Below are 26257 nucleotides of genomic sequence, written 5' to 3'. Positions count from 1 at the left end.
GCCATTGACTGTGCTGGGGGGCTCTCCTAGGCTGGCCGGGAAGCCCCGAGAAGACAAACGATCTCTGCCCGTTTTCTTTTGGCGGCTGTGCGCCGCCCGCATCAACGCACACGTTGCCTCAGCCGCAGAGGATACGGAGTGTCGCACGCATGGGGATCAGCATGGCGCATCCATACTCCCGGAAGAATGCGCTCGACAGTCTTTCCGACATCGATCCCGATCACCCGGTCCCGGAAGTCGCGGCACTGCTCACCGACGAGCGCAATGACGAACTCCTCGGTTATCTGCAGGCCGAAGCGTTCACCCATGTTTTCACCGGCGACGTCGACAGCACGCCGTCCGACTTCTTCGCCGGCTTGGAACGCGAGTTGCGCAAGGCACCGGCCTACCATCTGTGGGTCGATATCCCGCTCTGCCGCTACCGATGCCATTTCTGCCAGTTTCCGACTCTCGTGACGAGCAGCCGCTCCGAGACGGCGGACGCGACCGCGCGCCGGTGGGTGGACGCCAACATCAAGGAAGCGCGTGCCTGGGTGGAGGCGGTCCCGGCGCTGCGTACGACGCCGGTAGGTGAGTTCTGCTTGTTCGGTGGTACGCCGAGCGTTCTGCCTCCCGGCGAGATCGAACGGCTGGTCGACTTCTACCGGGAGACGTTCGCCATCGACGAGCAGACCTCGATGCGCGCCGAGGGGAGCCCGGACTCGCTCTCCGAGGAGATACTGCAGGCTCTGCGTGCGTCGGGATTCACCGCTCTCGCCTACGGCATCCAGTCGCTGGACGACCGGCTGCTGGCCATCGCCAACCGCCGGCACACCGGGGAACAGGCACTGCAGGTGCGGGAGGCGGCAGAACGGTCGGGATTCGACAGGGTCGACGGCGACCTCGTCTGGGGCCTGCCCGGACAGACCGTCGCCGGGTTCCTCGACGACGTGGACCGCATGATCGCAGCCGAGTTCAGCACCATCGTCGCGATCAAGTTGCATCTGCGCTCCTTCCACGAGGTGGAGTCGGCGATCGGACACGTCTCCCCCGCTCCCTGGGAGGATCCGCGGGTACGCGAGCAACTGGAGCGGCGCGGGTACCCGTGGCCGTCCCTGGGCCGGCAACTCCAGATGAGGGAGGGCGCCGTCGAACGGCTCGCCGCTGCCGGCTACTACGAACACCCCACCACATACTTCCCCCGGCGTGAGGTGGGCCCGGAGCTGTGGCGCTCCCTCAACCTCGACCAGGACCAGCAGGTCCCCCAGGTGGGCATCGGCCTGGGCACCTACAGCTGGTGCGGGGACGCGGAAGCGAACGTGGTGGCTGCTCCCGCGCACTACCTCAAGGCGGTGGAGCAGGGGGAGATCCCGTTCGAGAACGTCACGGCGGTCAGTGCGGAGCACCGTGAGGTGCGGGCGGTGCAGATGGCGCTGTCCACGTGCCGGCCGCTGCGTGAGGACATTCACCGCTCCCGTTTTCCCGGCAGCTCCCTGCTGTCCGGCAGGTGGGGTGAAAAGTTCGACTCGCTCGCCGGGCGCGGGCTGATGCGCGTGGACCGCGAGGCCGGCAGCGTCGCCCTCACCGAGGAAGGGGCCACATTGGTGGAGGCCGTCATCAACACACAGTTGGGCCGGTGACGGCCGCATGCGTGTAGGACTGGTCTGCGGGGACGGTGTGCCGGCCAGTGGTCTGCTCACCATCTTCCGCAACGTGGTCGGCCTCGGCGTCGACCTGCAACTGCTCGACCTGCCCGTGGCCGCCGACCTCGGCTACTCCTGGCGACCCGACAAGCCCGCCTTCTTCCCGCACGGGCCGCGGGAGCAGGAGTCGTCCGCGCTGCTGGAACCGACCCGGCAGGCCCCGCCCGTGCCGGGTGACCCCGGTCAGGCGGCGGCCGAATGGACCGCCATCCGGATGTCGGTCGCGGACAGTGCAGCGCTGCCGGCCGTCGAACGTGCCCGGCTGCACGAGCGGATCGACCGTCTGGCCCGCCACTACCGGCACCACTTCGCGCAGTGGATGCGCCGGAATGGGATCGACTGGACCATCGCCGTCAACATGACGCTGTCGGACGCGGTGCCGGTCACCAAGGCCCTGCACGCCGCCGCGCGCGACCATTACCGCGAGCGGCGGGCCGGCGGCGTGCTGTTCTGGGACCACGACCTCTTCGGCAGCTGCGCGGTGTACGACGAGGGCGTACGCATGTACCCGGACCGTCCCAACGAATTCACGCCGGTTCCGCACGCAGGACCGGGTGTGCGGTGGGCGGTCGTCTCCGAAGCACTCGCGGACGAAGCCGCGACGTACCCGGTGCCGGAGCGGCCCCGGGTGGTGCCCAACATCCTGCCCCACGTACCCACCGAGCCCTTGGAGCCGAAGCACGAGCAGTTCCTCCGCGACCTGGACCTCGATCCCCGGCGGCCGATCCTGCTCAATCCCGTGCGGGTCTTCCGCGTCAAAGGGGTGGAGCTGGCCCTCGAACTGCTGTCGGCGGCCCGGTCCGCCAGCGCCGAGCGCGGTCTGCCCTCCCCGTATCTGCTCGTGTTCGGCAGCCTGGCGGAAGATCCCTCCTACGCCGAGGAGGTCCGGAGCACCGCGCGACGCCTCGGTCTGCTCCCCGACGTGCGCTTCCTCGACGGTGTGCCGCTGTGCAGCGTCCAGAATGCCGACGGGTCCTGGCGGCTGGACGAGATCGACCTCCTCCGTACCGCGGCGGCGAGCGGTGGTGGCGTGGTCTTCACGCCGAACACCGACGACGTCGAAACGGTCGGCCTGGGACCGGCGTTGGCCGCAGTCGCGGACTTGCCGTGCGCGAGTACGAGCTACGCCGCTTTCACTCCGGTGTACGGCGAGGACTTCTTCGTCGTACCGGTGGACCCCGACCCCGCCGGGATGGCCCGGTCGGGTGCCGAGCTCGTGGAGGCCATGCAGTCCCGACGTGCCGGGGAGCGGCGCATGGCCGACCTGTTGCGGCGTAACCGGGCGATCGCCGACCGCCGCTTCCCGACCGGACCGTGGGCGACGCTGCTGACCGAAATGGCGAAGAGCGCCGGCGAGCCGCCCGCACCGCCTGGGTGAGCAGCCCGGGCGCCGCTGGACCACGCTCGCCTCCGCAGCGCTCAGCACGCGGAGGCGGGAGCACTCGCCGCCGCGATGCGGAGCAACTGGAACACGGACGGGCCAGGCGGCCGGTCAGTTCAGCAGGGGCCGGACGATGTTCCCCGGGATCTCCTCCAGCCGGCACGGCCACGCCTGCCACCGGAAAGAAGAAGAGGCGCGGCCCCCGACATCTGCCCTGGTTGCGGCGTACGCAGAACCCGGCCCCACCACCGTGCTGAGGCGAAGACGGGGCCGGGGCACGCACCGTTGAGCGCCGGAGTCAGGTGGGGGCCCTTTTCAACCGGACCGGGCGGCGGTCCTGTTCGCGTTGCAGGGCGCGGAAGTCGTCGAAGAACCCGTAGGAGCGGGCCGGCCGGCCGTCGTGGGACCGTTCGACGGTGCGGTTGGAGTAGAGGCTGTTGAGCAGCCACGGTTGCTTGTGGGGGCCGAAGTCCTTCGTCATGGCGGTGGCCTGGCTGACCCCGTACGTGGCCACGGCGAGGCGGCCGGTGCGGCGGAAGGCGCTCACCTGGTTGCGCAGGAAGTGCTTGTTCTTCTCGAACCAGGGGCTCATGGAGAGGAAGTCCCGCCATTTGCTCTCCGGCATCGGCTTCTCGATCGCTTCCACGATCAGCTGCCACACCGGGGTGTCCTGCGGCAGACGGTACTTGCGCGCGAAGCCGGCGGGAACGGGGTCGCTCAGGTGCTGCTTCCACAGCTGCACCAGGGAGAACTCCGTCACCAAGAACTTCTGGTCCTCGCGGAGCCGGGGCAGGATGTAGTCCAGATACGCCTGCGCCCCCTGTGGCGAGGACACGTGCGGGTGGATGTCCACGCCGTCGAGCTGCCGGGTGCGCCGGACGAAGGACAGCCAGCGCGCGGTGGCCTCCGTCAGTTCGTGCGGCCGGTCGAGGTGGTTGAGCGCCCCCATGTACAGCCGGGTGCGGCAGCCTTGGGGAAAACGTTTCCGCCGGTACGCGATGATGTGCGCGGCGACCTTCTCGTAGAAGGTGTTCAGCGCTCCCGAGCGGCGGTCCTCCGGCAGACTTTCGATGAACGGCTCGTTGCCTATGGCCAGGACGTCGACGCTGTCCAGCACGGCTTCCAGCACCTTGTCGACCCGTGCGAGCTGCACCGCCATCGCGGCGCTGCCCGGCTCCGGTACCGGCCGGTTACCGAACGGGAACTTCAGCGACAGCACCGTGCCGTAGCCGTCACGGTGGGCCGCCAGCAGCTTCTCGACCGCGGCCTGCTCGGCGACCTCGTCCGGCAGCTCGTGCAGTGGGACGAAACCACGCAGCCAGCCCGCGCGGAGGTCGCGCAGCTCCTCGAAGGTGACGCTGCCGGCGTCCTCGTTGAAGTTCGCGCCCAGCGCCCCGTCGGGTCCGTCAGCCGGGCCTGCTCCTCCGGAATGGTCGTCGTCGTGGCCGTCCGGTCCGCTTGAGCACCCCGCAGCAAGCAGTACCGCACCGGAGGCGCCCAGGATTCCCCGCCGGGACCAGCCTTTCCTCATCCGAGACTCCTAGCACTCGCTCATGTACATCCGCCTCCCCTACCCGGCAGCCGGCCGGCGAGTCCGGGATCTGTCGGAACGATGTGTCCGCGGTCCGGCCGCCCTGCGAGGTCATCAAGCATCCGATGGGTGCATCACCGAGGCCACCGCCTTGCGTGCCTCTTCCCGCAGCCAGCGGTGGGCCCGGTCCTGCTCGTACCGCTGGTGCCACATGAGGTAGAGCGGGATCGCCGGCATGTCGAAGGGCAGAGGGAGGGCCGTCAGGTCCAGCTCCTGCCGGACGGTCCGGGTGGTCGCCTCGGGAGCGGTGACGAGCAGGTCCGTCTCCCGGACGAGGTGGAGGGCTGTGGCGGCGGTCGGGGCGGCGGCGACGACCTCGCGCCGTAGTCCGAGATCCTCCAGGGCTTCGTCGACCGGGTCGTGCAGGCGTCCGCGCCGGGAGACGGTCACGTGGCCGGCCGCCGCGTAGCGCGCGGGGGTCAGCTGCTCGGCCGCGATGGGATGCCCGCGCCGCGCGACGACGACGAGAACGTCCTCGCCGACGCGCCGGCTGCGGATGTCGGGCCGGGCCGGCGGCGCGGACGCGGACGCCAGGTCGACCTCGCCCCGCCGCAGTTCGGGGGTGTCGACGGCCGATTCCGTCAGCAGGCGCAGTCGTACGCCGGGGGCCTGCCGGTGGACGGCGCTCACCAGGCCCGCACCGCAGGCGGACACCAGTGCGTCGTGCCAGCGCACGGTGAAGACCCGCTCCAGCGTGGCGAGGTCGACCTCGTCCTGCCCGGACATGACGGCGTGCGCCCGCTGCACCAGTTCGTGGACCTCTTCCCGGATGGCGAGCGCGTGGGCGGTGGGAACCATCGCGTGGCCCGAGCGCACGAGGACCGGGTCCCCGGTCACCTTGCGGATGCGGGCGAGCGAGCGGCTCATCGCGGGTGCCGTCACATGCAGACGGGCCGCGGCACCGGCCACGCTCTCCTCCTCCAGCAGCGCGTCCAGGGCGGTCAGCAGGTTGAGGTCCAATTGCATGAGAGTCATCTTATGGCTTACTGGCATGCATTTGTAGTTATTCCGGAGCGTCCCTAGCGTCGTCATCAGGCCGCCGGACCCCGAGCCGGGCACAGCGCGGCGACATTCGCGAACGATTCTCTGCGGAGGGATGAGCCATGCCCGTACCCAGCACTGCCGGGGTGGACGAACGTCTGCTCGGCCAGGTGTCCGAAGTGGTCGAGGAGGCCGGTGCCGTCCTGCTGGGCCGCCGCACCGCGTACGCCCGGGGGGCGGGCCTCGACGAACTGGTGGCGGAGGTCGAGGCCAACGACCGGGCGGTGCTCGACGTCATGAAGGCCCCGCTGCTCGAACTGCGCCCCGAGGCCCGGTGGGCCGAGGACGAACTCGCCGGCGGCGCCCTGCCGGACGGTGAGTGGTGGGTCGCCGACCCGGCCGAGGGCAACATCAACCACGTCCACGGCATGCCCGAATGGGCCGTGACCGCGACGCTGGTGCACGACAACGTCCCCGTGCTCACGGCCACGCACCTGCCGCTGACCGGCGAGCTCTACACCGCGCTCGCGGGCGGCGGCGCGCATCTCGACGGCGAGCCGCTGAGGGTATCCGCCAAGACCGACCTGGGCGCGGCCATCACCGGCACCGCACAGGCCAGGCCCGGCGAGTCCGAGACGGCGCTGCGCACCATCGGCGATTCCGTCACGGCCATGATGAGGGCCGGACTGCTCGTCAGGGTGTCCGTCCCCGCGACCCTCCACCTCCTGAACGTCGCCGCCGGGCGCATGGACGCGTTCTTCCAGTTCTCCGACGTACGCGCGGACAAGGTGGCCGGAGCCCTTCTGGTGGCCGAGGCCGGCGGCACCGTGACCGATCTGCGGGGCAGGCCGTGGACCGCGGCCAGCCCCGACTTCCTGGCCGCCGCCCCCGGCATCCACGAGCAAGCCCGCCGCGTTCTCGCCCCGCTCGCCTGAACCCCCCGCCCCTTCCGGACTCCGCCCCTGACCACCGGACGACAAGAAAGCAGGCTCTTCCATGACCACCATCGGCATCCTCGGCGCGGGCCGCGTCGGCACCAACCTCGCCCGCGCGCTCGCCCTGGCCGGGCACGACGTCATCGTCGGCCGGCGTGACACCTCCTCCCCCGCCGGTACGGCCGTGCAGGAGGCCGGTGTCCGCGTCACCGGCCAGCGCGACGCCGCCGCCGGCGCGGACATCGTCATCCATGCCACCCCGGGCGACACGGCGGTGGAGCGCCTGAGCGCCCTGGAGAAGGAACTGGCGGGCAAGATCCTGATAGACGTCGCCAACGCGACGCAGGACGGCCCGGACGGTCTCCCCGGGGACCTGCTTTATCCGGGCGGCAGTCTGGCCGAACGGCTCCAAGCAGTCCTGCCCGCCACGCGCGTCGTCAAGACCCTCAACACCATGCTCTTCACCGTCATGACCGCCCCGGGGACACTCAGCACCCCGCCCACCGTGTACCTGTCGGGGAACGACCCGGAGGCCAAGACCACCGTGTCCCGGATTCTGGCCGATCTCGGCTGGCGGCAGGAGTGGATCGAGGACCTGGGCGACGTCACAACCGCCCGCGCCACGGAGGCGACCGTGCTCCTCGTTCCCCATGTGCTGCGCCGCCACGGCTTCCAGCCGTTCGCCGTGTCCCTGGCACGCTGACACCCGCGCCCGCCGTCACCCATGACGCGCCGCAGGGCGGAGCGCTTCCGGCCGGGACGGCATGCCCGGCGGCGGCCCCGGCCAGGACGGCTCTTTTGCGGGAAACACCACGGACAGGGCAAAGGCCGGCCCAGGCCCCGCGCGTCGCCGCGACACCGCGGAGGGTGTCGCGGCGACGTGTCCACGAGACCGGTCTACAAGCCGATCTCCGCGGCGAACGTCCCCTCCTCCAGCAGGTTTTTGACCGCGGCGAGGTAGCGGGCCGCGTCGGCGCCGTCCACCAAGCGGTGATCGTAGGAGAGGGCGAGGTGGGCCATGCGGCGGACGGCGACAGCCTCGTCGCCGTCCTCGCCGCTCGCGGTACGGACGACCACGGGCCGCGCCACCACGGCGCCGATGCCCAGCGCCGCCGTCCGGCCCGAGGGCACGACGGCCGTCTCGAACAGCACCCCGCGCTCCCCGGCGTCGTGGACGGTGAAGGTGGCGCCCGCCTCGGCGTCCGGCCCCAGCCGGCCCGCCCTGGCATCGGCGGCCAGGCCCGCCGCCCCGCGGGCGATGCCCGCCACTCCGAGCCCTCCGACGTCGCGGAGGACGGGGGCGACCACGCCCTGCGCGGTGTCCACCGGGAGAGCGATGTGTTCCCTGTCGAAGTAGGTGACCTCGCCCGTCTCCCCGTCCACCCGGGCGTGAATGGAAGGGTGGGCCTTCAGCGCGCGGGCCGCAGCCGCCACCACGAACGGCAGCGTCGTCAGCGGCACCCCTTCCCGAACGGCGAAAACGTCCGCCGCGCAATCCCGAAGTCGCAGCACCTCGGTGAGATCCACCTCCACGACGGTCGTCAGCTGCGCCTGCTCCCGCACCGCGCGCAGCACCGCGGCAGCCCTCGCGCGGCGCGCCGGCCGCATCGGTACGGTCCTGCCGCGCAGTGGGACCTGCGGGGCCGAAGCGCCCTCGGCGACGGGCGGGGGCGCCGGCTGCTGGGCCGGGCGGGCGGCGGTGGACACCGCCGCGGGCAGGTCCGCCCTGCGGATCCGTCCTCCCGCGCCGGTGCCCGTCACCGAGGAGAGGTCGACGCCCTGTTCACGGGCCAGCCTGCGCACCACCGGGGTGGCGTACGGTACGCCGGCCCGCCGGCCCGGCACGCGGGGAGAGGTTGCCGGGCCCGCGGTCGGTGAGGGGGCAGCCGATCGGTCAGCGGGTGCCGGGGCCGTCTCGCGGGCGGGCATCGCGGCGGGGGCCCGGTACGGGGCAGCGGCGGTCGCCGCCGGGGCGGTTGCGGGGGTTGGGTCCGGGGCGGTCGCCGGGGTCGTGATCGGGGCCGGGCCCGTGGCCGGGGGCGGAACTGGTGCCGGAGCAGGGGCTGTGCCGGCAGCGGGGGCCTGTTCCGGTGCGGCGGCCGGAGTCCGGACTCCCTCACCGGGGGCCGGAGTCCGGGTCGCCTCATCGCGGGATGACGTCCGGACTTCCCCGGCTGCGGACGGCGTCCGGACCTCACCGCCCGAGGACGGCGGGCGAAGAACCTCCCCGGCTGCACCGATGACGGCGAGTCTGCCGCCGACCTCGACCGTTCCGTCCTCCTCGACCACGATTTCCAGCAAGGTGCCGGCGGCCGGCGCGGGGATCTCCGTGTCGACCTTGTCGGTGGACACCTCCAGCAGCGGTTCGTCGGCGGCCACCTCGTCACCGACCTGCTTGAGCCAGCGGGTGACGGTGCCCTCGGTGACCGACTCGCCCAGTTCCGGGAGCAGTACGTCGTGCGCCACGCGCTCAGTCCTCCAGTCCGTAGAGCCGCACCGCGTTGCGGGGCGCCTCCTGCTTGACCTCGCCGCGCTCCGCGAGCCGGCGGAGGACGGCGACGGTGACCGACTCGGCGTCGACGCCGAAGTACCGCCGCGCGTTGTCCCGGTTGTCGGACAGCCCGAAGCCGTCCGTGCCCAGTGACAGCCAGTCCTGGGCGACCCAGGGCCGGATCTGGTCGGGGACCGCCCGCATCCAGTCGCTGACGGCCACCACCAGGCCGGGCGCATCGGCCAGTGCCCTGCTCACATAGGGGAGCCGGCCCTCGTGTTCGCTCTCCATGGCCTCCCGGCGCAGCAGGGTCCAGGAGGGGGCAGACCACACATCTGCGGCGACACCCCATTCCTCGGCCAGCAATCGCTGGGCACCGAGGGCCCAGTGGATGGCCGTGCCGGAGGCGAGCAGCTGCACCCGGGGGGCGTCCGCCGCCAGGCCCTCCGCCTCGCGGTAGCGGTAGAGCCCCTTGAGGATGCCCTCCTCGATACCGTCCCGCTCGGGCATCGGCGGCTGGACCTTGGTCTCGTTGTAGACGGTCAGGTAGTAGAAGACATCCTCGTGCTCGTCGGCTTCGGGGCCGTACATCCGGCGCAGCCCATCCCGCACGATGACTGCGATCTCGTAGGCGAAGGCCGGGTCGTAGGGCAGGCAGGCGGGGTTGGCGGAGGCCAGGAGCTGGGAGTGGCCGTCGGCGTGCTGGAGGCCCTCCCCCGTCATCGTGGTACGCCCTGCCGTCGCGCCGACGACGAAGCCGCGGCCGAGCTGGTCGGCGAGCGCCCAGAACTGGTCGGCGGTGCGCTGGAAGCCGAACATGGCGTAGAAGATGTAGAACGGGATCATCGGCTCGCCGTGCGTCGCGTACGACGTGGCCGCGGCCGTGAAGGAGGCCACCGAACCCGCCTCGGTGATGCCCTCGTTGAGGATCTGGCCGCTGACGGCCTCCTTGTAGTACAGAAGCTGGTCACGGTCGACCGGATCGTAGTTCTGGCCGACGGGCGAGTAGATGCCGGCGGAGGGGAAGAGCGACTCCATCCCGAAGGTGCGGGCTTCGTCGGGGACGACGGGCACCCAGCGTTTGCCGGTCTCCTTCTCCCGCATCAGGTCCTTGACCAGGCGGACGAACGCCATGGTGGTGGCGATCTCCTGCGAACCCGAACCCTTCTTCAGCGCGTCGAAGGCCTTGGGTCCCGGCTGCGGCACCGGTTTGGGAACGACGCGGCGCGCGGGTGCGGGTCCGCCCAGGGCCGCGCGGCGCTCCTTGAGGTAGCGGACCTCCGGGGAGTCCGGCCCCGGGTGGGCGTAGGGGACGAGGTCGTCACCCAGCCGGCTGTCGGGGATGGGCAGCTCCAGCAGATCACGCATGGCGCGGAACTGCTTGCCCGTCAGCTTCTTCATCTGATGGTTGGCGTTACGGGACTCGAAGCCCGGACCCAGGGTCCAGCCCTTGACGGTCTGCACGAGGATCACGGTGGGCGCGCCCCGGTGGGCGAGGGCCGCACGGTAGGCGGCGTACACCTTGCGGGGTTCGTGCCCGGCGCGTGAGGTTCCGACGATGCGGGCCAGCTCCTCGTCGCTGTAGGAGGCCGCCAGCGCTCCCAGCGCCGGGTCCGTGCCGAAGAAGTGCTCGCGGATGTAGGCGCCGTCGCGGGCCGCGTACGTCTGGAACTGGCCGTCCGGTACCTCGCCGAGCCGCCTGAGCAGGGCGCCGTCGGTGTCCGCCGCCAGCAGCGGGTCCCACGCGCTGCCCGGTCAGATAGCGGTTGAACCGCGCCTGGTAGATCGCGGAGAGCGGGCCCAGGCCCATGGAGACGGTGGGGAACTCCCACAGCCACGGCAGGCGGCGCGGATGCGGATAGGAGGGCAGGCCGTCACCCCGCGCCTCGTTGCGGAACCGGTCGAGCCTCCCTTCGTCGAGCCGCCCTTCCAGGAAGGCACGGGCGTAGATGCCGGGAGAGGCGTGGCCCTGGACGTAGATCTGGTCGCCGGAGCCTTGGTCGGCGCCCTCCTTGCCCTTGAAGAAGTGCTGGAAGCCGACCTCGTAGAGCCACGCCGCGGAGGCGTAGGTGGCCATGTGGCCGCCCAGTCCGCCGCGTTCGTTGCCGCGCGTGACCATGGCCGCGGCGTTCCACCGGTTCCACGCCGTGATGCGCGCCTCCAGCTCCGGGTCTCCGGGCGGCTCCGGTTCCTCGGCGGTGGGGATGGTGTTGACGTACGGGGTCTCCAGGAGGTGCGGCATGTCGACGCCGGAGTGCCGGGCGTGGTCGAGCAGGCGGCGCAGCAGGTAGCCGGTCCGGTCGGGGCCGACCGACCGGATCGCTCCGTCCAGGGAGTCGCGCCACTCGGCGAGCTCCTCCGGGTCCTTTTCGGGCAGCTGGTCGAGCTGGGACACGTGGATCCAACCCTTCGTTCGTTCGTGGCAGTCCGCCGACGGCGGCGGTCCGGGCGGTGCCGGTTTGTGGGCACCGGTTCGTGGGCGCCGGTTCGTGGCGGTGCCAGGGCTTGTGGGGTGCCGGTGTGCAGGGGCTGAAAGGCAGCGGAGTGGTGCGGTGGCTGGGGTGGTGTGTGCGGCGCGCGTCGGGGCCGCAGTGGGGTGCGCGGGTGGTTGGGAGACGGGACGGCGCCGGGAACGCGAATGCGGACGCGGATGGCTGCGTGCCGGCGGGTGCTGCTGCCGCGGTGCCCGGTGAGGGGCCGCGCGGTCCGCACTCGCGGAAGCACCGACCGATCTGATTCCGCTCGACGGAATTACCTCTCCGCCATTCAGAATCTATGGAGGCAGACGGAGCGCGTCAATGGCTACCCGCCCGTAACTGCGCAATGATCGATCATTCTTGCCCAGCAGCAGCGGCCCGCAGCAGGATGGCCTCGTACACGCCGGGGTCGTCCCCCGTCACCTCGGGAAACCCCGTGCCGTACGGCCCGTGCCAGCGGGCCGTGACGCCCGGATTGGCCCAGTCCGACCCGTCCGCCAGGAACAGGTGTGGACTGCACACGACCTGGTGTTCGACCGCGCAGGCGTGGTCCTCGGCGATCAGCCGTCGGGCGCGCCCGTCGTCCAGCCCGCGGGCGATGGCGTCCGCGTCCACTCCGGGCGTCTCCGCCGCCACCGCGAGCACCACGGAACGGGCTCCGATCGAACGACTCTGTCCCCAGAACGCTTTGCGCAGCGCACGGTCGAGCGCTTCGGATGCCGCCAACCCCTGTTCCTTGGCGACCTGCACCGCCTCCAGTGCGGGCAGCGAGGAGGACGGGAACTTCCAGTCGGGTGCCCGCCACATCTGCCAGCCCGCACCGGGCTCGATGCGCGCGACACCGCCGACTTCCGAATCGGTGCCGGTACGGGGGCTCGGCCCGTCGTTGAACAGCTCCAGCGGGAAGGCCCGGTGGTCGAAGCGGACTCGTTCCGTCAGGCCGAGCCGTTCCCTGGTCTCGTGCAGCCGGTGCACCCCCACGTGCGCGAACGAGCACCAGATGTCGCTGAAGACGGTGATGGTGCCGGGCGGGGTGGTGGTGCGAGGGTCGGCGGTGCGGGTCATGTCACTCCTGTCGTGGACCTAGGGTTCCGTGGTGGGCCGCGCGTAATCCGTGACGTGCAGTTCCATCAGGCGTCCGAGGTAGGGGTCGCGCCGGCGCACCGCCTCGGTGATGGCCTCGTGGTCCTCCGCGTTCTCGTGCAGTCCCGTGCGCAGCCGGCGCAGCGACAGCCTGGTCCAGGCCTCCACGCCCAGCCACTCCCAGTGACGGATCAGCGCGGGCACCCCGCAGGCGTGGACGATCGCGCGGTGGAAGGCGACGGCGTGCTCGATCTGGCCGTCCACATCGCCCTCGCGTGCGGCCCGGGCCATCGCCCGCACGGGTTCCTCAAGGCTGCTCACGTCCCCGGCGAGACGCTCGGCGGCCAGCTCGGCCGCCCGTCGCTCCAGAGCCGCCCTCACCTGGTAGACGTCGCGAAGCTGCCGGAGCGACAGCTCCCGTACGCGAGCACCTCGGTTGGGGGCACACTCGACCAGTTCCATGGTCTCCAGCACCCGCAGGGCCTCGCGCACCGGCGCCTGACTCACCCCCAGCTCCTGGGCCACGCCTCGCTCGGTGATCCGGTCGCCGGGCCCCCACCGCCCGGTCACCAGCCCTTCCAGGATGAACTGGCGAATCTGCTGGTGCAGGGGTGCGCGGGACAGCCGGGGTGCGGGGTCCGGTGGTCCGGCCGGGGCGGGGTTCGGCATGACGGGACTTCTCCTCGGAGGGGAGGCGGAGAACTCATGAGCAATGATCGATCAAAACGTACCCCATCCCGGCGCAGGAGGGACCCCCTTGACGCCACCGCGCACGCGGGACCGTCGGACGCGGTACGGCTCCCCTGCTGGAACTTGCCTGCCGTAGGAAGGGGGCACCGAGGTGGCGGGGCCGTCTCCTGCCGACCCATTGGTGCGCGTGGTCGAGTCGTTCGCGCCCGGAACCGGCAAGGCCCCGCAGTGTTCGCCACCGGGGCCGGTGCCGGTACCGGTGCCGGTGCCGGTGCCGGTGCCGGTGAGAATGACCGGCGAACTGATCGAGGCGGATGTGGGCGTCGGACGGGGAGGGCGCAGGACACGAAGAACGGGGAGGATGTGCGGCACCGACTCCGTCACCCACCCCGCGGAAGGGGAATGCAGATGGGAGCGCTCTGTGGAATCGATCGTACTGCGCCGACGAATGTGGCCCGTTTTCGTTGGCATAGTTGTCCCAGGGCTCGGCATCGCCATGATCGCCGCCGTATGGAACGTCACCGCCGTGAACGGATTCCGGACGGGCTGGCAGGGTATACCTTGCCAGCGTGGGAGTCATTGTCAGAGTCGCATGCTGCAGGGTCGAACTGCGGGAAACAACGCTCCTCGTGGTCAACCCCTTGCGGACTCACACAATTCCGAAATCAGCGATCAAGGATGTCTCCGTCAATGAAGGCGGGACGCTCGGAGTGTGGATCGACGAGGAGCAGGAAATCCAGTGCTACGCATTCGGAGGATCTCTGATAGATCACTTCCTCGGAACGAGTGACAAGGCTGAGCGAACAATAGAGAGATGGCGCTCTTCCGGGGACACCGCAAGTAAGTCCGAGGCCACTCCGCAGGTTTCGTGGACTCTTTGCCCACCGGCTGATGTGGCGATCTTGCTTTGCATCGTGATCACAGTGACAGGGATCATCTGGATGGCAGTCACGGGAACCTGAGCGCCACGACTGCCTCCAGCGTGTCGAAGGGACTGCGAGGACTGCGAGGACCGGGGCGGGCGCCGGGCTGTGCGGGCTCCGGGAGTGGACGACGACGGGCCACCGGGAGACGGCTCCACCTCGCCTGCGTGCACTCCACGGTGCAGCCCGCTTCCTGATGTGGCTGGGGGAACCTAAATTGGTTGTCATGGCCGGGGATTACGACGAGAGCACACCGCCTCCCTCCTCACCGTCATTGCCACCGCCACCGTCGTCACCCCCACCTCCGGTTGCGCCACCGCCCCCTCAGCCTCCGAGGACACAGAGGACTGACCACGCTCTGTCGAGGGGAATCGTGATCTGCGCCACTTGCACCGATTTACCGCCGGAAAGAAGGCGCGCAACCACGACAGCGACCAGAAACAGAGATCCGATTGTCAACACCCGCACGGCGTTACGGACACCGGCGATGATTTTCCGCTGGTATGCGCTCTCTTCTACGATGGCAGCCCCCGCTTGACTACTGCAGTCGGATCACGCACCCGTAATCGTTGCACGGCTGTACGTCGCCGCCAAGTAACGGCAGCCGGGCGGCCCGGGCTCGGGCCGGCCCTCACAAGAGGCCGTCTGCAGTGGGTACAGTCCCGGCGGGCCGATCGGAGTCGGGGGGCGGATTGGACAGCGCAGTCAGCCAGATCGTGATCGCGGTTCTGGGCGTCGGCGGCACGCTCGCAGCGGCCGTGATCACCCAGCGGGGTGCCGACCGCGCCAGGGCCCGGGAGCTGGAGCACACGAGGCGGCTCCAGCAGGACGACGCGAGTACGCCACGCTCCAGGCGCAGTTCGAGGCGCGGCGCACGTGCTATGCCGCCCTCAGCGCCGGTACGCGCGACCTGGCCAATGCGATGGCCAAGGTCCTGCACGCCCTGGAGGCGGGTGAGGTGACCGAGGAGCTGCGGTCGGAGCTGGACCGGGCACGCCGCGACCACCGCTTGCGTCATGCCGAGGCCCAGATGGTGCTGCCCGACCCCGTGGCGGAGACGGCCAGCACGGCCAACCGTCATCTCGGCGCGATGTACGGGCTGTTGATGCGGCTCGACCAAGGCACCGCCCGGCAGGGTGAGAGTCTGGACACCGCGTGGGAGAGCTTCGACAAGCTGTGGGATCCGCTGTGGAAGATGCGCCACGTCATGCGTGTCGACCTCGGGATCACGCCGCCGGACCAGGACGCGTAGGAGCCGCGCGTCCCCCGCCGGTGTCCCGGCGGGTCCGACCGGGGCCGCGGTGCCCCGGCCGGGCCGCGCGCCGCGCGCCACCGCGGACCCGGGGGCGGCTGTATGCGGCGTCGGCGTCAGCGTGCCGCCGTCTCCCACTCGCTGTCGAGCATCGCGTGGACGATGGAATCGCGCCACGCGCCTGCCTTGTGGATGTGCTGGCGGATGCGTCCTTCTTCCGTCATTCCCGCGGCCCGCATGGTGCGTGCCGATGCCTCGTTGAGCGGGGAACGCGCGCCCCAGATGCGGTGGAGGTGCAGTTCCTCGAAGCCGAGGCCGAGCAGGAGCCGGACGGTCTCGGTCCCGTACCCGAGGCCCCAGGAGGCCGGGCGGAGGGCGAAGCCGAAGGTCGCGCCGCGGGGCTGGTGGGGGTCCATGGCGAGGCGGCCGAAGCCGATCAGTTCGTTGCCGGCCCGCTCGGTCACCGCGAGGGCGTACTCCTCCCGCGGATCGGACGCCGCCGAGGCGATCGACCGGGTGAGGAGGTCGCGCACCTGGTCACGGGAGCGGGGTGCGAAGGACAGGTGCTCGGTGGCCTGCGGACTGCCGTAGATCCCGTACACGGCGTCCGCGTCCTCCGGGGTCAGTTCCCGAAGCGCGAGTCGATGGCCGCAACGGCTGATCGGGTACATGCGCGTGGACTCTACCGGGGGAGCCGGCGGAGCGGGGTGGTTGAGTCCCTCCGGTGCCGGCGCCCGGCCTCACCCCGCCCTCGCTGCCCTCTCCCCCGCCGCGGCGCCGACGGCTCGCTCAGCGCGGCTCTCCGGTGATGATCCACAGGTGGCCGAAGGGGTCCCGGATGCGGCCCGAGCGCTTGCCGTAGGGGCGGTTCTCGATCGGTACGGCCACCTCGGCGCCGTCGGCCGCCGTCATCCGTGCGCCGGTTCCGTCCGGGTCGTCGACCTCGATCTCCATCAGCACAGCTGAGCCGCCCAGATCGTCCGGTGAGAGCCATCCCCATGCCGGGACGGCGGGTGAGACCCGGAAGGACGAGCCACCGAGGCGGTGCTCCACGACGGTGGGCCGGCCGTCGTCGCCCGGGGCGCGGAACACCTCCTCGGCTCCGAGGGCGTCGCGGTAGTACGCCGACGCGCGGTCGGGGTCGGGCACGATCAGGCGGGGCAGGATCCGGTGATGCGTCATGCGCTCGATCATGCGGTCGGGGCGCCGCCGCGTCTTGAACATCTGGGAACAGCCCCGGCCGCGCCGGGCACGGTCTCCTCGCCGAGCGACCGGCAGTGGGCAGGCCCGCCCCCGGCCGCCGGGCCTTCGGTGCGCAGCCATCGGGTGGGTGCGCATCCGGCCATGGCCCGCCACTCACGGGAGAGATGCGCCTGATCGGCGAAGCCCGCTGCGGCGGCCACGTCCGCCAGGCCGGCCTGTGTGGTGCCGAGTGCCGCGAGCCGGCTGCGGGCGGCTTCGAAACGGACCAGTCTCTGGTACTCCTTCGGTGTCACCCCGAGTTCCGTACGGAGCCTGCCGCTCAGGTGGCGTCTGGAGCAGCCGACCAGCTCGGCGGCCTCGTGCACGCGGGAGGTGCGGGCCAGCGCCGCGAGCATCGCCCGCAGTTCCGGTGCGTTGTCGCGTTCGCCGTGCCGGGCGAGGCCGGTGAGCAGGGCGTGTTCGACCAGCGCCTGGCGTTGTGGCCAGGTCCGGCAGGCGGCCAGCCGCTCCGGCAGGTCCGCCAGCGCCGGGGCGACGTCGGCGAGGTCGGCCACGTGCCCGGCGAGCGCGGACGCCGGAAGCCCCAGCAGCGCGGCGGTGCCCAGCGGGCTGAGAGTCACATACACCCCGCGGGTGCACCCTCTTTGCCGCAGTTCGGCCGCGTCCAGGTGCAGCCCGGCCACGGCGGCGCGGTGGCGGGTGCGCGGGGCGGAACGTGCGGCCCACCCGATCTCGACCGGGTCGTCCAGGGGGAGGGTGAGGGACACGGTGGTGGAGGGCAGTCCGCGGTGAACGCCGACCGGGCCGGGGCCGAGATCGTACGCGTCCAACGTCTTCACGTACCGCCCCAGAAGGGAGCGTTGCCTCGTCACGGCGGTCAGTCTCCCTCCCCGCGAGGCAGGACGAGAAGCCAGCGTGCCGGGTGGTTTCACCGCGGGGAGCGGGAGAACCCCTGCCCTCGCGTGGTGGCTTCCGGCGGGAGGAGCCCGCGCGCCGCGAGGAGGGGCGCAACGGACGGGGCGCTGCGCAGGTGCACCAGTGGTGTGCCTGCGGCGCTTGCCCGGGCGAGCGCGGCCGACCAGCGGCGGCGGTCCCGGTGATGATGGGCCGGGCCCGACCACAGGATCGAATCACGGGCCAGCAAGTGGCGGAGCGTCTCACGGTTCCCGGAGAACAGTTCTCGTCCGGTGGCGGCCCGCCGTACCGACCGGACCACCAGACGGGGCAGGCACAGGCGCAGCGGCAGATCCAGCCAGATGGCCAGTTCGGCCCGCGCCAGCAGCGTGTCCGCGACCGCACCACCGAAGTTGCCCTCCGCGATCCAGTCCTCGCCCGCGAGTGCGTCCCGTACCCGGGCGTGGAACTCCGCGGCGGGGACAGGCGTCCAGGCCGGCCCCCAGAACAGGCAGTCCAGCTCGATGTTCGGCAGGTTGGTGTGCGACGCCAGGGCAGCTGCGAGAGTGCTCTTGCCGGAGGCGACCGGACCGACCACGGCGATCCGCCTCGGCGGCCTGCCGGGTGATGCCATGGTGACCTCCGTGCGGCGAAGGCGGGTACCGGCGGGGCATGGGCATGCGGCCCGACTGCTCGCATTCTTCCCCGCGTCAGCCTGTCGGAGACCACCGGCCGGGGCCCGGGCGGCCAGCGTGCGCATTCGGCTGGTCGGTGCCCAAGGGGCCCGCTCCCGCGGTGGTTGGGGGCCTGCGCGGGAGATGGAGGGTTGCCCCAGGGGGCCGCGGCTGTGGAGCGCGTCATCCGGCGTCCCTTCGCCGAGGGGCCCGCGGCTCCGGATGCGCCGGGGGCTCACCGCCCAGGCGCCCGCGCCTCCGGATGCGCGGGTGCGCCGTCCAGGTGCGCCTTCCGGACGCCGGTCGCGGAACGTCCGGTGTGGCTCTTCCGTGCTGTCGGCGGGCGGCAGCGCGCTGCCCGGGTGAGCTGCGGGAGCGGGTGGTGACATCGAGGCGTACGGAGACTGTCATCGATCAGTGAAGCGTGTCTCAAAGCTTGGGCACCAATTCTCCACATCCTCTCTTCATACCGGCTCCGCATGGTCTAGATTGACCGTGCTTCAGGCCTTCGGGCATGAAGCGATGAAAAATGATCTTTAGTTCGGCGCTGCACACAGTCAGCAGTCGCGTCCCCGGCACCAGGTGTGGGCGTGATCGCTTACCGGAGGCCGAGCGGGTACCGGGTGCGGGGAGCACCCGGGACCCGGCAGGTCTTCGCGCACCTTCGAGGTCCGGCGGGCATCCGAGGCCACCGCCGCGGGGGTGGGGTGTGCCCGGGGCGCCGGACGTGCGGGGATGTCGTGCGCGGGGGGCGTGGGCGTCCCGCCGGGGAGGTACAGCGCGGCGCGGGGGCGGAGGCTCCCCGCGGGGGAGATCGCTGCGGGGGGCGTGAGCCTCCCCGGGGGGAGGAACAGTGCTGGGCGAAAACGTCGGAACACTGGCTGTCTGGGGGGGAACCGTGCAACGGGGGGAATTAGCCAGCCCTTTTCCGTCGGCGCGCGGGCGTCTGGCGGACGGGGCGATCGGCTGGCCGGCGACCGACTGGGAGCAGCGGTACCGCCGTACGGTGATCGTCACCGACACCGTGACGACCGCCTTCGTGGTGGCGGCGATCGGTGGCTTCTTCGGGGCCCGTGACGCGGCCAACTGGCACGAGAAATGGGGCATCCTCGCCTTCGGCACCGAGTTGCTGGTGCTGGCGGCGCTCGCGGTGAGCCGGGCCTGGGCCCCGGTCGTGCTCGGTCAGGGCGCCGAGGAGTTCCGCCGGCTCGGCCGCGGACTGTTCACGGCGGCCGTCGTGCTGGCGCTCGGCGGGATCGCCCTGACCTCGCGCAACATCAAACTCTGGATCTTCGTCGCGATTCCCGCGATCGCGCTCGTCACCATGACCGCGCGGTATCTGCTGCGCCTGTGGCTGCACAAGCAGCGCAAGGAAGGGCGGTGTCTGCGGCCGGTGCTCGCGGCCGGAAGCCCGGCCACCGTACGCGATCTGATCGCCCGGGCACGTAAGTTCCCGCATCTGGGCTGGCGGGTGGACGCGGTGTGCACGACCGACGGCCGCGGTATCGACGGCGACCAGCTCGACGGGGTACCGGTCGTCGGCCGGCTGGCGGACGTCGCGGGACACGTCCGGCGCGACGGCTTCCGTGTCGTCGCGATCACACCGGATCCGCACTGGTCACCGGACCGCTTGCAGCGGCTGGCCTGGAACCTCGAAGGCAGCGACGCCGAGATGGTCGTGGCGCCCGTGCTGATGGAGGTGGCCGGCCCGCGGCTGCACGTCGATGCGGTGCTCGGCATCCCGCTGCTGCGGGTGAGCATGCCGGCCTTCACGGGGGGCCGCCGGGTGGTCAAGGAGGTCGTCGACCGGCTCGGCGCGGCCCTGCTGCTGGTGGTGTTCGCACCGCTGATGGTGCTGGTCGCGCTGCTCGTGGTGGCGGACAGCCGCGGTGGGGCGCTCTACCGCCAGCGCAGGGTCGGCAAGGACGGCCGGGAGTTCACCATTTTCAAGTTCCGCACCATGGTCGCCGGAGCACACGGGACGCGGGCCGCGCTGGCCCACCGCAACGAGGGCGCCGGCCTGCTCTTCAAGCTGCGCCGGGACCCTCGGGTGACCCGGGTGGGTGCCGTGCTGCGCCGGTACTCGATCGACGAACTCCCGCAGCTGTTCAACGTACTCACCGGCTCGATGTCGCTCGTCGGTCCGCGGCCTCCGCTGCCGGAGGAGTCCGCCGCGTACGGACCGGACATCCGGCGGCGGCTGCTGGTCAAGCCGGGGCTCACCGGCCTGTGGCAGATCAGCGGGCGCAGTGACCTGCCGTGGGAGGAGGCGGTCCGGCTGGACCTGCGGTACGTGGAGGACTGGTCGCTCGCCCTGGACACGGTGATCTTGTGGAAGACGCTGCGTGCGGTGCTCCGCGGGCAGGGGGCCTACTGATGCGCGGGTGCCGGGGAACGGCCGTCGCACGGATCGCAGGCCGAAAGGGCCTGCCTGGGGGGAGGGACGGGTCATGAGGGTCAGCGTTTTCGGGCTCGGCTACGTGGGCTGTGTATCGGCCGCGTGCCTGGCCGACATGGGGCACGAGGTCGTCGGGGTGGACGTGAACCAGGTGAAGGTCGACCTGGTCAACGGCGGCCGGGCGCCGGTGGTCGAGGAGCGGATCGGCGAACTCGTCGCCGAGGTCGTGCGGACGGGGGCGCTGCGCGCCACCGGCGACGTCCGCGAGGCGATCAGGGACAGTGAGGTGTCGCTGGTGTGCGTGGGCACGCCGTCGGAGCCCAACGGCAGCCTGTGCACCACGTATCTGGAGCGGGTGACCGAACAGATCGGCGAGGCGCTGGCCGAGCGGGGCGGGCGGCACACCGTCGTCTTCCGCAGCACCATGCTGCCGGGCACCTGTCTGAACCTGCTGGTGCCGATCCTGGAGAAGCACGTCGGCGGCACGGCCGGGGTGGACGTCGGGGTGGCGGTGAACCCGGAGTTCCTGCGCGAGGGCACGAGCGTGCGGGACTTCTTCGACCCGCCCAAGACCGTCATCGGCGAGCTCGACACGGCCAGCGGTGACGCGGTGACGGCGCTGTACAAGGGGCTGCCCGGCGAGGTGTTCCGGGTGCCCATCCCGACGGCCGAGGCGATCAAGTACGCGGACAACGCGTTCCACGGCCTCAAGATCGGCTTCGCCAACGAGCTGGGCGCGGTGTGCCAGGCGCTCGGAGTGGACTCGCACCAGGTGATGGACGTCTTCCTGGCGGACCGCAAGCTGAACATCAGCCCCGCCTATCTGCGGCCCGGTTTCGCCTTCGGCGGCTCGTGCCTGCCCAAGGACCTGCGCAGTCTGGTCCACGCGGCGCAGCGGGCCGATGTGTCGGTGCCCATCCTCGCCCATGTGCTGCCCTCCAACTCCGCGCACCTGCAGCGCGCGGTGGAGCTGGTCGAGCGCACCGGCAGGCGCCGGGCGGGCCTGCTGGGGCTGTCGTTCAAACCCGGCACCGACGATCTGCGGGAGAGCCCGCTCGTCGAGCTGGCGGAGCGGCTCTTCGGCAAGGGGTACGACCTCAAGATCTACGACGCCAACGTGAGCATGTCCCGGCTGCTGGGCGCGAACCGCGAGTACATCGAGACGCGGCTGCCGCACCTGGCGCAGCTGCTCGCGGACTCCGTGGACGAGGTCCTCGACCACGCCGAGGTGTGTCTGGTGGGGACCAGTGATCCGGCCGTGCTGTCGGCGCTGCCCATGGGCGAGGGCCCGGTACTGATCGATCTTGTCCGCCTTCCCGACGCCGAGGCGCGCCGGACCGAACCGGGGTACATAGGCCTTGCTTGGTGACACGACGACCAGCGGTGGCGACCGGCCGGACCGGCGCGCGCTGATCCTGGTGGAGAACCTGTCGGTGCCGTTCGACCGGCGGGTGTGGCAGGAGTGCACGACGCTGCGCGACGCGGGCTGGACGGTGGACGTCATCTGCCCCCGGGGCAGCAAGCGGGACACGGAGCCGGAGGCGGAGATCGACGGGGTGCGGATCCACCGCTACCCGTTGCGTGCGGCCACCGGCGGGCCCGCCGGCTATCTGCGGGAGTACGGTGCGGCGCTGTGGCACACGGCCCGGCTGGCCCGCAGGGTCGGCCCGGTCGATGTGATCCACGCGTGCAATCCGCCCGACCTGCTGTTCCTGCCCGCGCTGTGGCTCAAGCGGCGCGGCGCGCGGTTCGTCTTCGACCAGCACGATCTGGTGCCCGAGCTGTACCTGTCCCGGTTCGGCCGCGGCCGGGACGTCCTCTACCGCGCCGTGTGCGCGCTGGAGCGGCTCACCTACCGGGCCGCGGACATCGTGCTCGCCACGAACGAGAGCTACCGGGAGGTCGCGGTGCGCCGCGGCGGACGGCGGCCGGAGGACGTCTTCGTGGTGCGCAGCGCACCCGCTACGGACCGGTTCCGGCCGGTGCCGCCCGAGCCTCAGTTGAAGCGCGGCAAGCCTCATCTGCTGTGCTACCTGGGCGTCATGGGCCCGCAGGACGGCGTCGACTACGCCTTGCGGGCCCTGGCGAAGGTGCGCGACGAGCTGGGGCGGACCGACTGGCACGCGGTGTTCGTCGGCGCCGGCGACGCCTTCGACGCGATGGTGGAGCTGTCCGGGCGGCTGGGGCTGGCCGAGCAGGTGCAGTTCACCGGGCGCATCCCGGACGCCGACCTGGTGCGCTACCTGTCCACCGCGGACGTGTGCCTCTCCCCCGACCCGCGCAATCCGCTCAACGACGTGTCGACCATGAACAAGGTTCTGGAGTACATGGCGATGGGCCGGCCGATCGTCTCGTTCGATCTGCGGGAGGCGCGGGTCTCCGCCGGGGACGCCGCCGTCTACGCGCCCGCCAACGACGAGGCCGAGTTCGCGAAGCTCATCGCGATGCTGCTGGACGATCCCGAGAAGCGGGCCCGGATGGGCAGGACCGGCCAGGAGCGGATCAGCGGGCAGCTCTCCTGGCGGAACTCCCAGCGTTCGCTGCTCGCCGCCTACGCCGCCGCCTGCGACGGCCGTGCCCCGGTGTCCGGGGGCGCCCCGGCCCGGGCGGGGAGGAGGCCGCGCCGTTGAGCGAGGACACGATACGTCTGGCCACCGTCGGGCGGATACTCAGCCGGCGCTGGCGGCTCCTCGTGGCCCTCGCCGTGGCGGGCGCCCTCGTCGGCTACGGCACCTCGTTGCTGTTCCCGCCGCGCTACACGGCGTCGGCCTCGGTGCTGCTGCCCGGGCAGTGGGAGCAGCGCGAGCTGCTGACGCAGGCTCAGGTCGCAACCAGTTCGGCGGTGATAGACCGCGCCGCCGCCGCGCTCGGCCGGCAGGGCGCCGGCGGCGGCGAGCTGCGGGACCGGGTGAGCGCGCAGGCCACCGACGGGAACATCATCCGCATCTCGGGGACGGCCGAGACCCCGGAGCGCGCGCAGAAGCTGTCCGACCAGGTGGCCCAGGAGTTCGTCACGTTCGCCGCGCGGATCGCGGGCGGCGGCGATCCCGAGGAGGCCGCGGGGCCCGAGGCGCTGCGGCAGAAGGTGCGGGAGACCAGCCGGCGCATCACCGCCCTGGCCGACGCGGCCGATCCGGGACGGACGGTGGAGAGCGTGCAGGCCCGCACCACGCTGGAGAAGCTGCGCACCTCGCTGGAAGAGGCCATGAAGAAGCTGGACGAGGCGGACCCGGCGAACGACAAGGCCGACATGGTCGTGATGGGGCCGGCGGCCCGGCCGACGGGCGAGGCGCCGCCGACGAGGGCGCATCTCGTCGGCGGCGGGGCGCTGCTGTTCTTCCTGCTCGCGGTCGTCGGACATCTCGTCGCCGCGCGGATGAACCGCCGGCTGCGCACCGAACCGGAGATCGCCGCGGCACTGGGCACGGCGCCGCTGGGCACCGTGGACGTGCCCGAGGAGGAGCGCGCGCACGGCCCGGGTGGCCGTGGCCCGCGGGCGGTGGTGCGCCGGCTGCTGGGCACCGGGACCCGGTGGGACCTGCCCGTCCCGCACAGATCCGGCGACGAGGCCGGCAGACGGATCCGCTACCGGCGGGTGTGCGCGCGGCTCGTGCACCGGCTGCCGGGGTCCCGGCGGCTGCTGGTCGTCGTCCCGGACGGTGACGGGATCGCCCGCCGCGCCGCAGGGCAGCTCGCCGCCGAGTCCGAAGGCGCCCCGTTGCCCGGCCCCTCCGGCCTCCCCGGCTCGTCGGGCCCGGAGCCCCCCGCGCTGCGGCTGGTGGAGGTGCAGATGTCCCGGCCGACGGTGCCGGACCGGGATGCCGAATCCGGTGCCCTGGTCGTCGTCAGCGCGGGCAGCTGGACGGCGGAGGAGCTGGCCGGTGTCGCCGAGGCGTGCGCGGACGGCGGGCACGAGGTCGTCGGCGTCGTCGTCGCCGGTGCTGTCCGCGCCTCGGGGACGGGGCCGGTCGGCGGCCCTTCGCAGGACGCCGTTCCGGCGCTCGCGGCCCGCGGCCACGCGACGGAAGGTCCGGTGTGACGACGAGCCCGACTTCCCAGCCGCAGGCAGCAGCTCCGCTGCTGGACCTGCACGCGCTGGTGGCGGCCGTGCGCAGGCGGCGGCGCCTGTGGTCCTCCCTGGCGTTGCTGGGGCTGCTGGCCGGCGCGGCGGTGGCGGTCGTGCTGCCTCCGGCGCCGACCGCGGTGACCAAGGTGCTGGTCGCCCACCAGCAGGACCAGCCGAACGACACCGGCACGCTGATCCGCACCGATGTGGAGCTGCTGGGGACCACGCGGATCGCCGGCCAGGCCCTGCGGTCCCTCGGCTCCGCGGAGGAACCGGAAGACTTCATGGCGGACTACCGGGGCACCGGCCTGTCCAACAATCTGTTGCAGATCGAGGTGACGGGCGGCAGCGACGCGGAAGCGGTGGCCCGCGCCAAGGCGCTGGCCGACGCGTTCGTCGCGGACCACGTGAGGCGGATACGGCAGGCCGCGAAGGCCGAGGCCGACGCCCTGCTCGACCAGCGGGACCGCATGCGGGAAGAGCTGGCCCAGGTCAACAAGGCGATCGGGAACCAGCCGGGCAGCGACCCGAAGGCGTCGGCCCGGACCGAGTCGCTCTTCGCCCGCCGGGCCGAACTCGACTCGCGCATCGCCGACTTCGACCAGCGTGCCGCCGAGGCACGCACCGGCACGCCCAGGCTCATCGCCGGTACGCAGATCGTGGACGAGCCGCGCGCGGTACGGCACTCCCTGGCCAGGGCCGCTGTCACCGACGCGGCGGTCGGGGCCGTCCTCGGTCTCGTCCTCGGGCTCGCGCTGGCCGCGGTCGGCGCGGTGGTGGCGGACCGTCCCGTGCTGCGCCGCCAGATCGCGGCGCACCTCGGGGCCTCGGTGATCGCGGAGCTGCGTGCCGCGCCCCGCCGGCGGGCCGTGCGGTGGCAGCGGCGGCGGACCCGGGCGGCGCACGAACGGCTCGCCTCGTCCCTGGCCCGGGCCGTGCGCGAGTCGGACGAACCCGTGTCGCTGCTGGAGCTGGGCTGTGCCCGCACCACGTGTCTGATCGCCCTGGATCTCGCGGGGGCCCTGGCGGCGGAGGGGCCGGTGGTCGTCGTCGACGGTCTGCCCGGCGAGGAGCTCGCCCACGGCCGCCGGCCGGAGGGTGCGACCGTGGTCGGCGCCGGGCGTGCCGAGGACCTGCCGGCTTCCGGGTACCGGCTGGGTGTGGGGTCGGTCGCGCCCGGCACGGCGTGGACCGACCTGGGGCGGCTCGGCCGCCGCACCGTGCTCGTCGTGCGTGCCGGGCACGGCAGCGCCGCGTGGCTGCACACCGTGGCGCGGCAGCTCGCGGACCAGCACATCCCGGTGCTCGGTGTGGTGCTGGTCGACCCCGATCCGCGGGACCGGACCGACGGCACGCTGTGGGACGGGGCGGACACCGCGCTGCGCGGCCTCCACGGGGGGCCCGCCACGCGGAACGGAACGGGCCGGCCGCCGGTGGGGCGGCCGGCCGAGGAGAACACGACGGACCGGCCGCGGACGGAGCGGCCGTCGATGCCGGCCGCACGGTTCCCGGACAACGACCAGGGGGCGCGGTAGC

Annotated in this window: 20 protein-coding genes and 1 pseudogene; 11 read left to right on the top strand and 10 right to left on the bottom strand. The window is 71.9% G+C overall.

Translation table 11 applies throughout. From position 1 onward, the window contains the following. Positions 1-149 precede the first annotated feature (149 nt). Together IO40_RS0124600 and IO40_RS0124595 are read left to right on the top strand one after the other, a co-directional pair. The gene (locus tag IO40_RS0124600; protein ID WP_051698057.1) at positions 150-1619 is read left to right on the top strand and encodes a radical SAM protein; all 1470 of its coding nucleotides are present in this window, start codon (positions 150-152) and stop codon (positions 1617-1619) included. A gap of 7 nt (positions 1620-1626) precedes the next feature. Next, entirely contained in the window at positions 1627-3060 is a 1434-nt protein-coding gene (locus IO40_RS0124595) for a glycosyltransferase family protein (RefSeq protein ID WP_031176155.1), read from the top strand. A 301-nt stretch (positions 3061-3361) separates the two neighbouring features. Here the strand turns inward: IO40_RS0124595 and IO40_RS0124590 are convergent, their stop codons facing one another. Together IO40_RS0124590 and IO40_RS0124585 are read right to left on the bottom strand one after the other, a co-directional pair. Next, the gene (locus IO40_RS0124590) at positions 3362-4594 is read right to left on the bottom strand and encodes a hypothetical protein (protein WP_030405596.1); all 1233 of its coding nucleotides are present in this window, start codon (positions 4592-4594) and stop codon (positions 3362-3364) included. 114 nt (positions 4595-4708) lie between these two features. Beyond that, positions 4709-5620: a LysR family transcriptional regulator gene (locus tag IO40_RS0124585; protein WP_030405595.1), complete on the bottom strand. Its 912-nt coding sequence runs from the start codon at positions 5618-5620 to the stop codon at positions 4709-4711. 137 nt (positions 5621-5757) lie between these two features. Between IO40_RS0124585 and IO40_RS0124580 the strand changes: the two genes are divergently transcribed. Together IO40_RS0124580 and IO40_RS0124575 are read left to right on the top strand one after the other, a co-directional pair. Beyond that, on the top strand, positions 5758-6570 hold the full coding sequence (locus tag IO40_RS0124580; protein ID WP_016471331.1) for an inositol monophosphatase family protein: 813 nt from the start codon (positions 5758-5760) through the stop codon (positions 6568-6570). 61 nt (positions 6571-6631) lie between these two features. After that, entirely contained in the window at positions 6632-7273 is a 642-nt protein-coding gene (locus IO40_RS0124575) for an NADPH-dependent F420 reductase (protein WP_031176154.1), read from the top strand. 194 nt (positions 7274-7467) lie between these two features. Here IO40_RS0124575 and IO40_RS0124570 read toward each other — a convergent pair whose 3' ends face one another. The 4 genes and pseudogenes from IO40_RS0124570 to IO40_RS0124555 form a co-directional block, all read right to left on the bottom strand. After that, positions 7468-9036 carry a 2-oxo acid dehydrogenase subunit E2 gene (locus IO40_RS0124570; RefSeq protein ID WP_051719304.1) on the bottom strand — a complete coding sequence of 523 codons (1569 nt, stop codon included), beginning with the start codon at positions 9034-9036 and terminating at the stop codon, positions 7468-7470. A gap of 4 nt (positions 9037-9040) precedes the next feature. Further along, positions 9041-11456, bottom strand: a pseudogene (locus tag IO40_RS34020) (pyruvate dehydrogenase (acetyl-transferring), homodimeric type). Between the two features lie 436 nt (positions 11457-11892). Beyond that, on the bottom strand, positions 11893-12603 hold the full coding sequence (locus IO40_RS0124560) for a DsbA family oxidoreductase (protein WP_031176152.1): 711 nt from the start codon (positions 12601-12603) through the stop codon (positions 11893-11895). A gap of 18 nt (positions 12604-12621) precedes the next feature. Beyond that, the gene (locus IO40_RS0124555; RefSeq protein WP_031176151.1) at positions 12622-13290 is read right to left on the bottom strand and encodes a GntR family transcriptional regulator; all 669 of its coding nucleotides are present in this window, start codon (positions 13288-13290) and stop codon (positions 12622-12624) included. Between the two features lie 590 nt (positions 13291-13880). Here IO40_RS0124555 and IO40_RS39880 point away from each other — a divergent pair. Both IO40_RS39880 and IO40_RS38290 read left to right on the top strand, forming a co-directional pair. After that, complete coding sequence (locus IO40_RS39880; protein ID WP_078565836.1) at positions 13881-14273, top strand: PH domain-containing protein; 393 nt, start codon at positions 13881-13883, stop codon at positions 14271-14273. Between the two features lie 883 nt (positions 14274-15156). Continuing rightward, positions 15157-15486 (top strand): hypothetical protein, encoded by a 330-nt coding sequence (locus tag IO40_RS38290; protein ID WP_016471324.1) that lies wholly within the window; start codon positions 15157-15159, stop codon positions 15484-15486. Between the two features lie 116 nt (positions 15487-15602). Here the strand turns inward: IO40_RS38290 and IO40_RS0124545 are convergent, their stop codons facing one another. The 4 genes from IO40_RS0124545 to IO40_RS0124530 form a co-directional block, all read right to left on the bottom strand. Next, complete coding sequence (locus IO40_RS0124545) at positions 15603-16157, bottom strand: GNAT family N-acetyltransferase (protein ID WP_016471323.1); 555 nt, start codon at positions 16155-16157, stop codon at positions 15603-15605. Positions 16158-16275: 118 nt separating this feature from the next. Further along, the gene (locus IO40_RS0124540; RefSeq protein ID WP_033229628.1) at positions 16276-16668 is read right to left on the bottom strand and encodes a VOC family protein; all 393 of its coding nucleotides are present in this window, start codon (positions 16666-16668) and stop codon (positions 16276-16278) included. An 8-nt stretch (positions 16669-16676) separates the two neighbouring features. Continuing rightward, positions 16677-17561, bottom strand: a complete 885-nt coding sequence (locus tag IO40_RS0124535) for an AraC family transcriptional regulator (protein WP_031176150.1) — start codon at positions 17559-17561, stop codon at positions 16677-16679. Positions 17562-17617: 56 nt separating this feature from the next. Then, complete coding sequence (locus IO40_RS0124530; RefSeq protein WP_016471320.1) at positions 17618-18217, bottom strand: P-loop NTPase family protein; 600 nt, start codon at positions 18215-18217, stop codon at positions 17618-17620. Between the two features lie 938 nt (positions 18218-19155). Here IO40_RS0124530 and IO40_RS0124525 point away from each other — a divergent pair. The 5 genes from IO40_RS0124525 (at position 19156) to IO40_RS0124505 (ending at position 26256) form a co-directional block, all read left to right on the top strand. Beyond that, a complete protein-coding gene (locus tag IO40_RS0124525) occupies positions 19156-20634 on the top strand; it encodes a sugar transferase (RefSeq protein ID WP_031176149.1) in 1479 nt (492 codons plus the stop codon). A gap of 73 nt (positions 20635-20707) precedes the next feature. Next, positions 20708-22024: a nucleotide sugar dehydrogenase gene (locus IO40_RS0124520; protein ID WP_016471318.1), complete on the top strand. Its 1317-nt coding sequence runs from the start codon at positions 20708-20710 to the stop codon at positions 22022-22024. Continuing rightward, positions 22014-23285: a glycosyltransferase family 4 protein gene (locus IO40_RS0124515; protein WP_031176148.1), complete on the top strand. Its 1272-nt coding sequence runs from the start codon at positions 22014-22016 to the stop codon at positions 23283-23285. Before IO40_RS0124520 ends, IO40_RS0124515 begins: the two co-directional genes overlap by 11 nt. Further along, on the top strand, positions 23282-24694 hold the full coding sequence (locus tag IO40_RS0124510; RefSeq protein ID WP_031176147.1) for a Wzz/FepE/Etk N-terminal domain-containing protein: 1413 nt from the start codon (positions 23282-23284) through the stop codon (positions 24692-24694). The genes IO40_RS0124515 and IO40_RS0124510 overlap by 4 nt, the downstream gene beginning before the upstream one ends. Continuing rightward, positions 24691-26256, top strand: a complete 1566-nt coding sequence (locus IO40_RS0124505; RefSeq protein ID WP_031176146.1) for a Wzz/FepE/Etk N-terminal domain-containing protein — start codon at positions 24691-24693, stop codon at positions 26254-26256. Before IO40_RS0124510 ends, IO40_RS0124505 begins: the two co-directional genes overlap by 4 nt. The last annotated feature ends 1 nt before the right edge of the window (position 26257 follow it).

Source organism: Streptomyces albus subsp. albus (assembly GCF_000725885.1).
GTDB lineage: Bacteria > Actinomycetota > Actinomycetes > Streptomycetales > Streptomycetaceae > Streptomyces > Streptomyces albus.
This window is presented reverse-complemented; position numbering and strand designations above follow the sequence as displayed.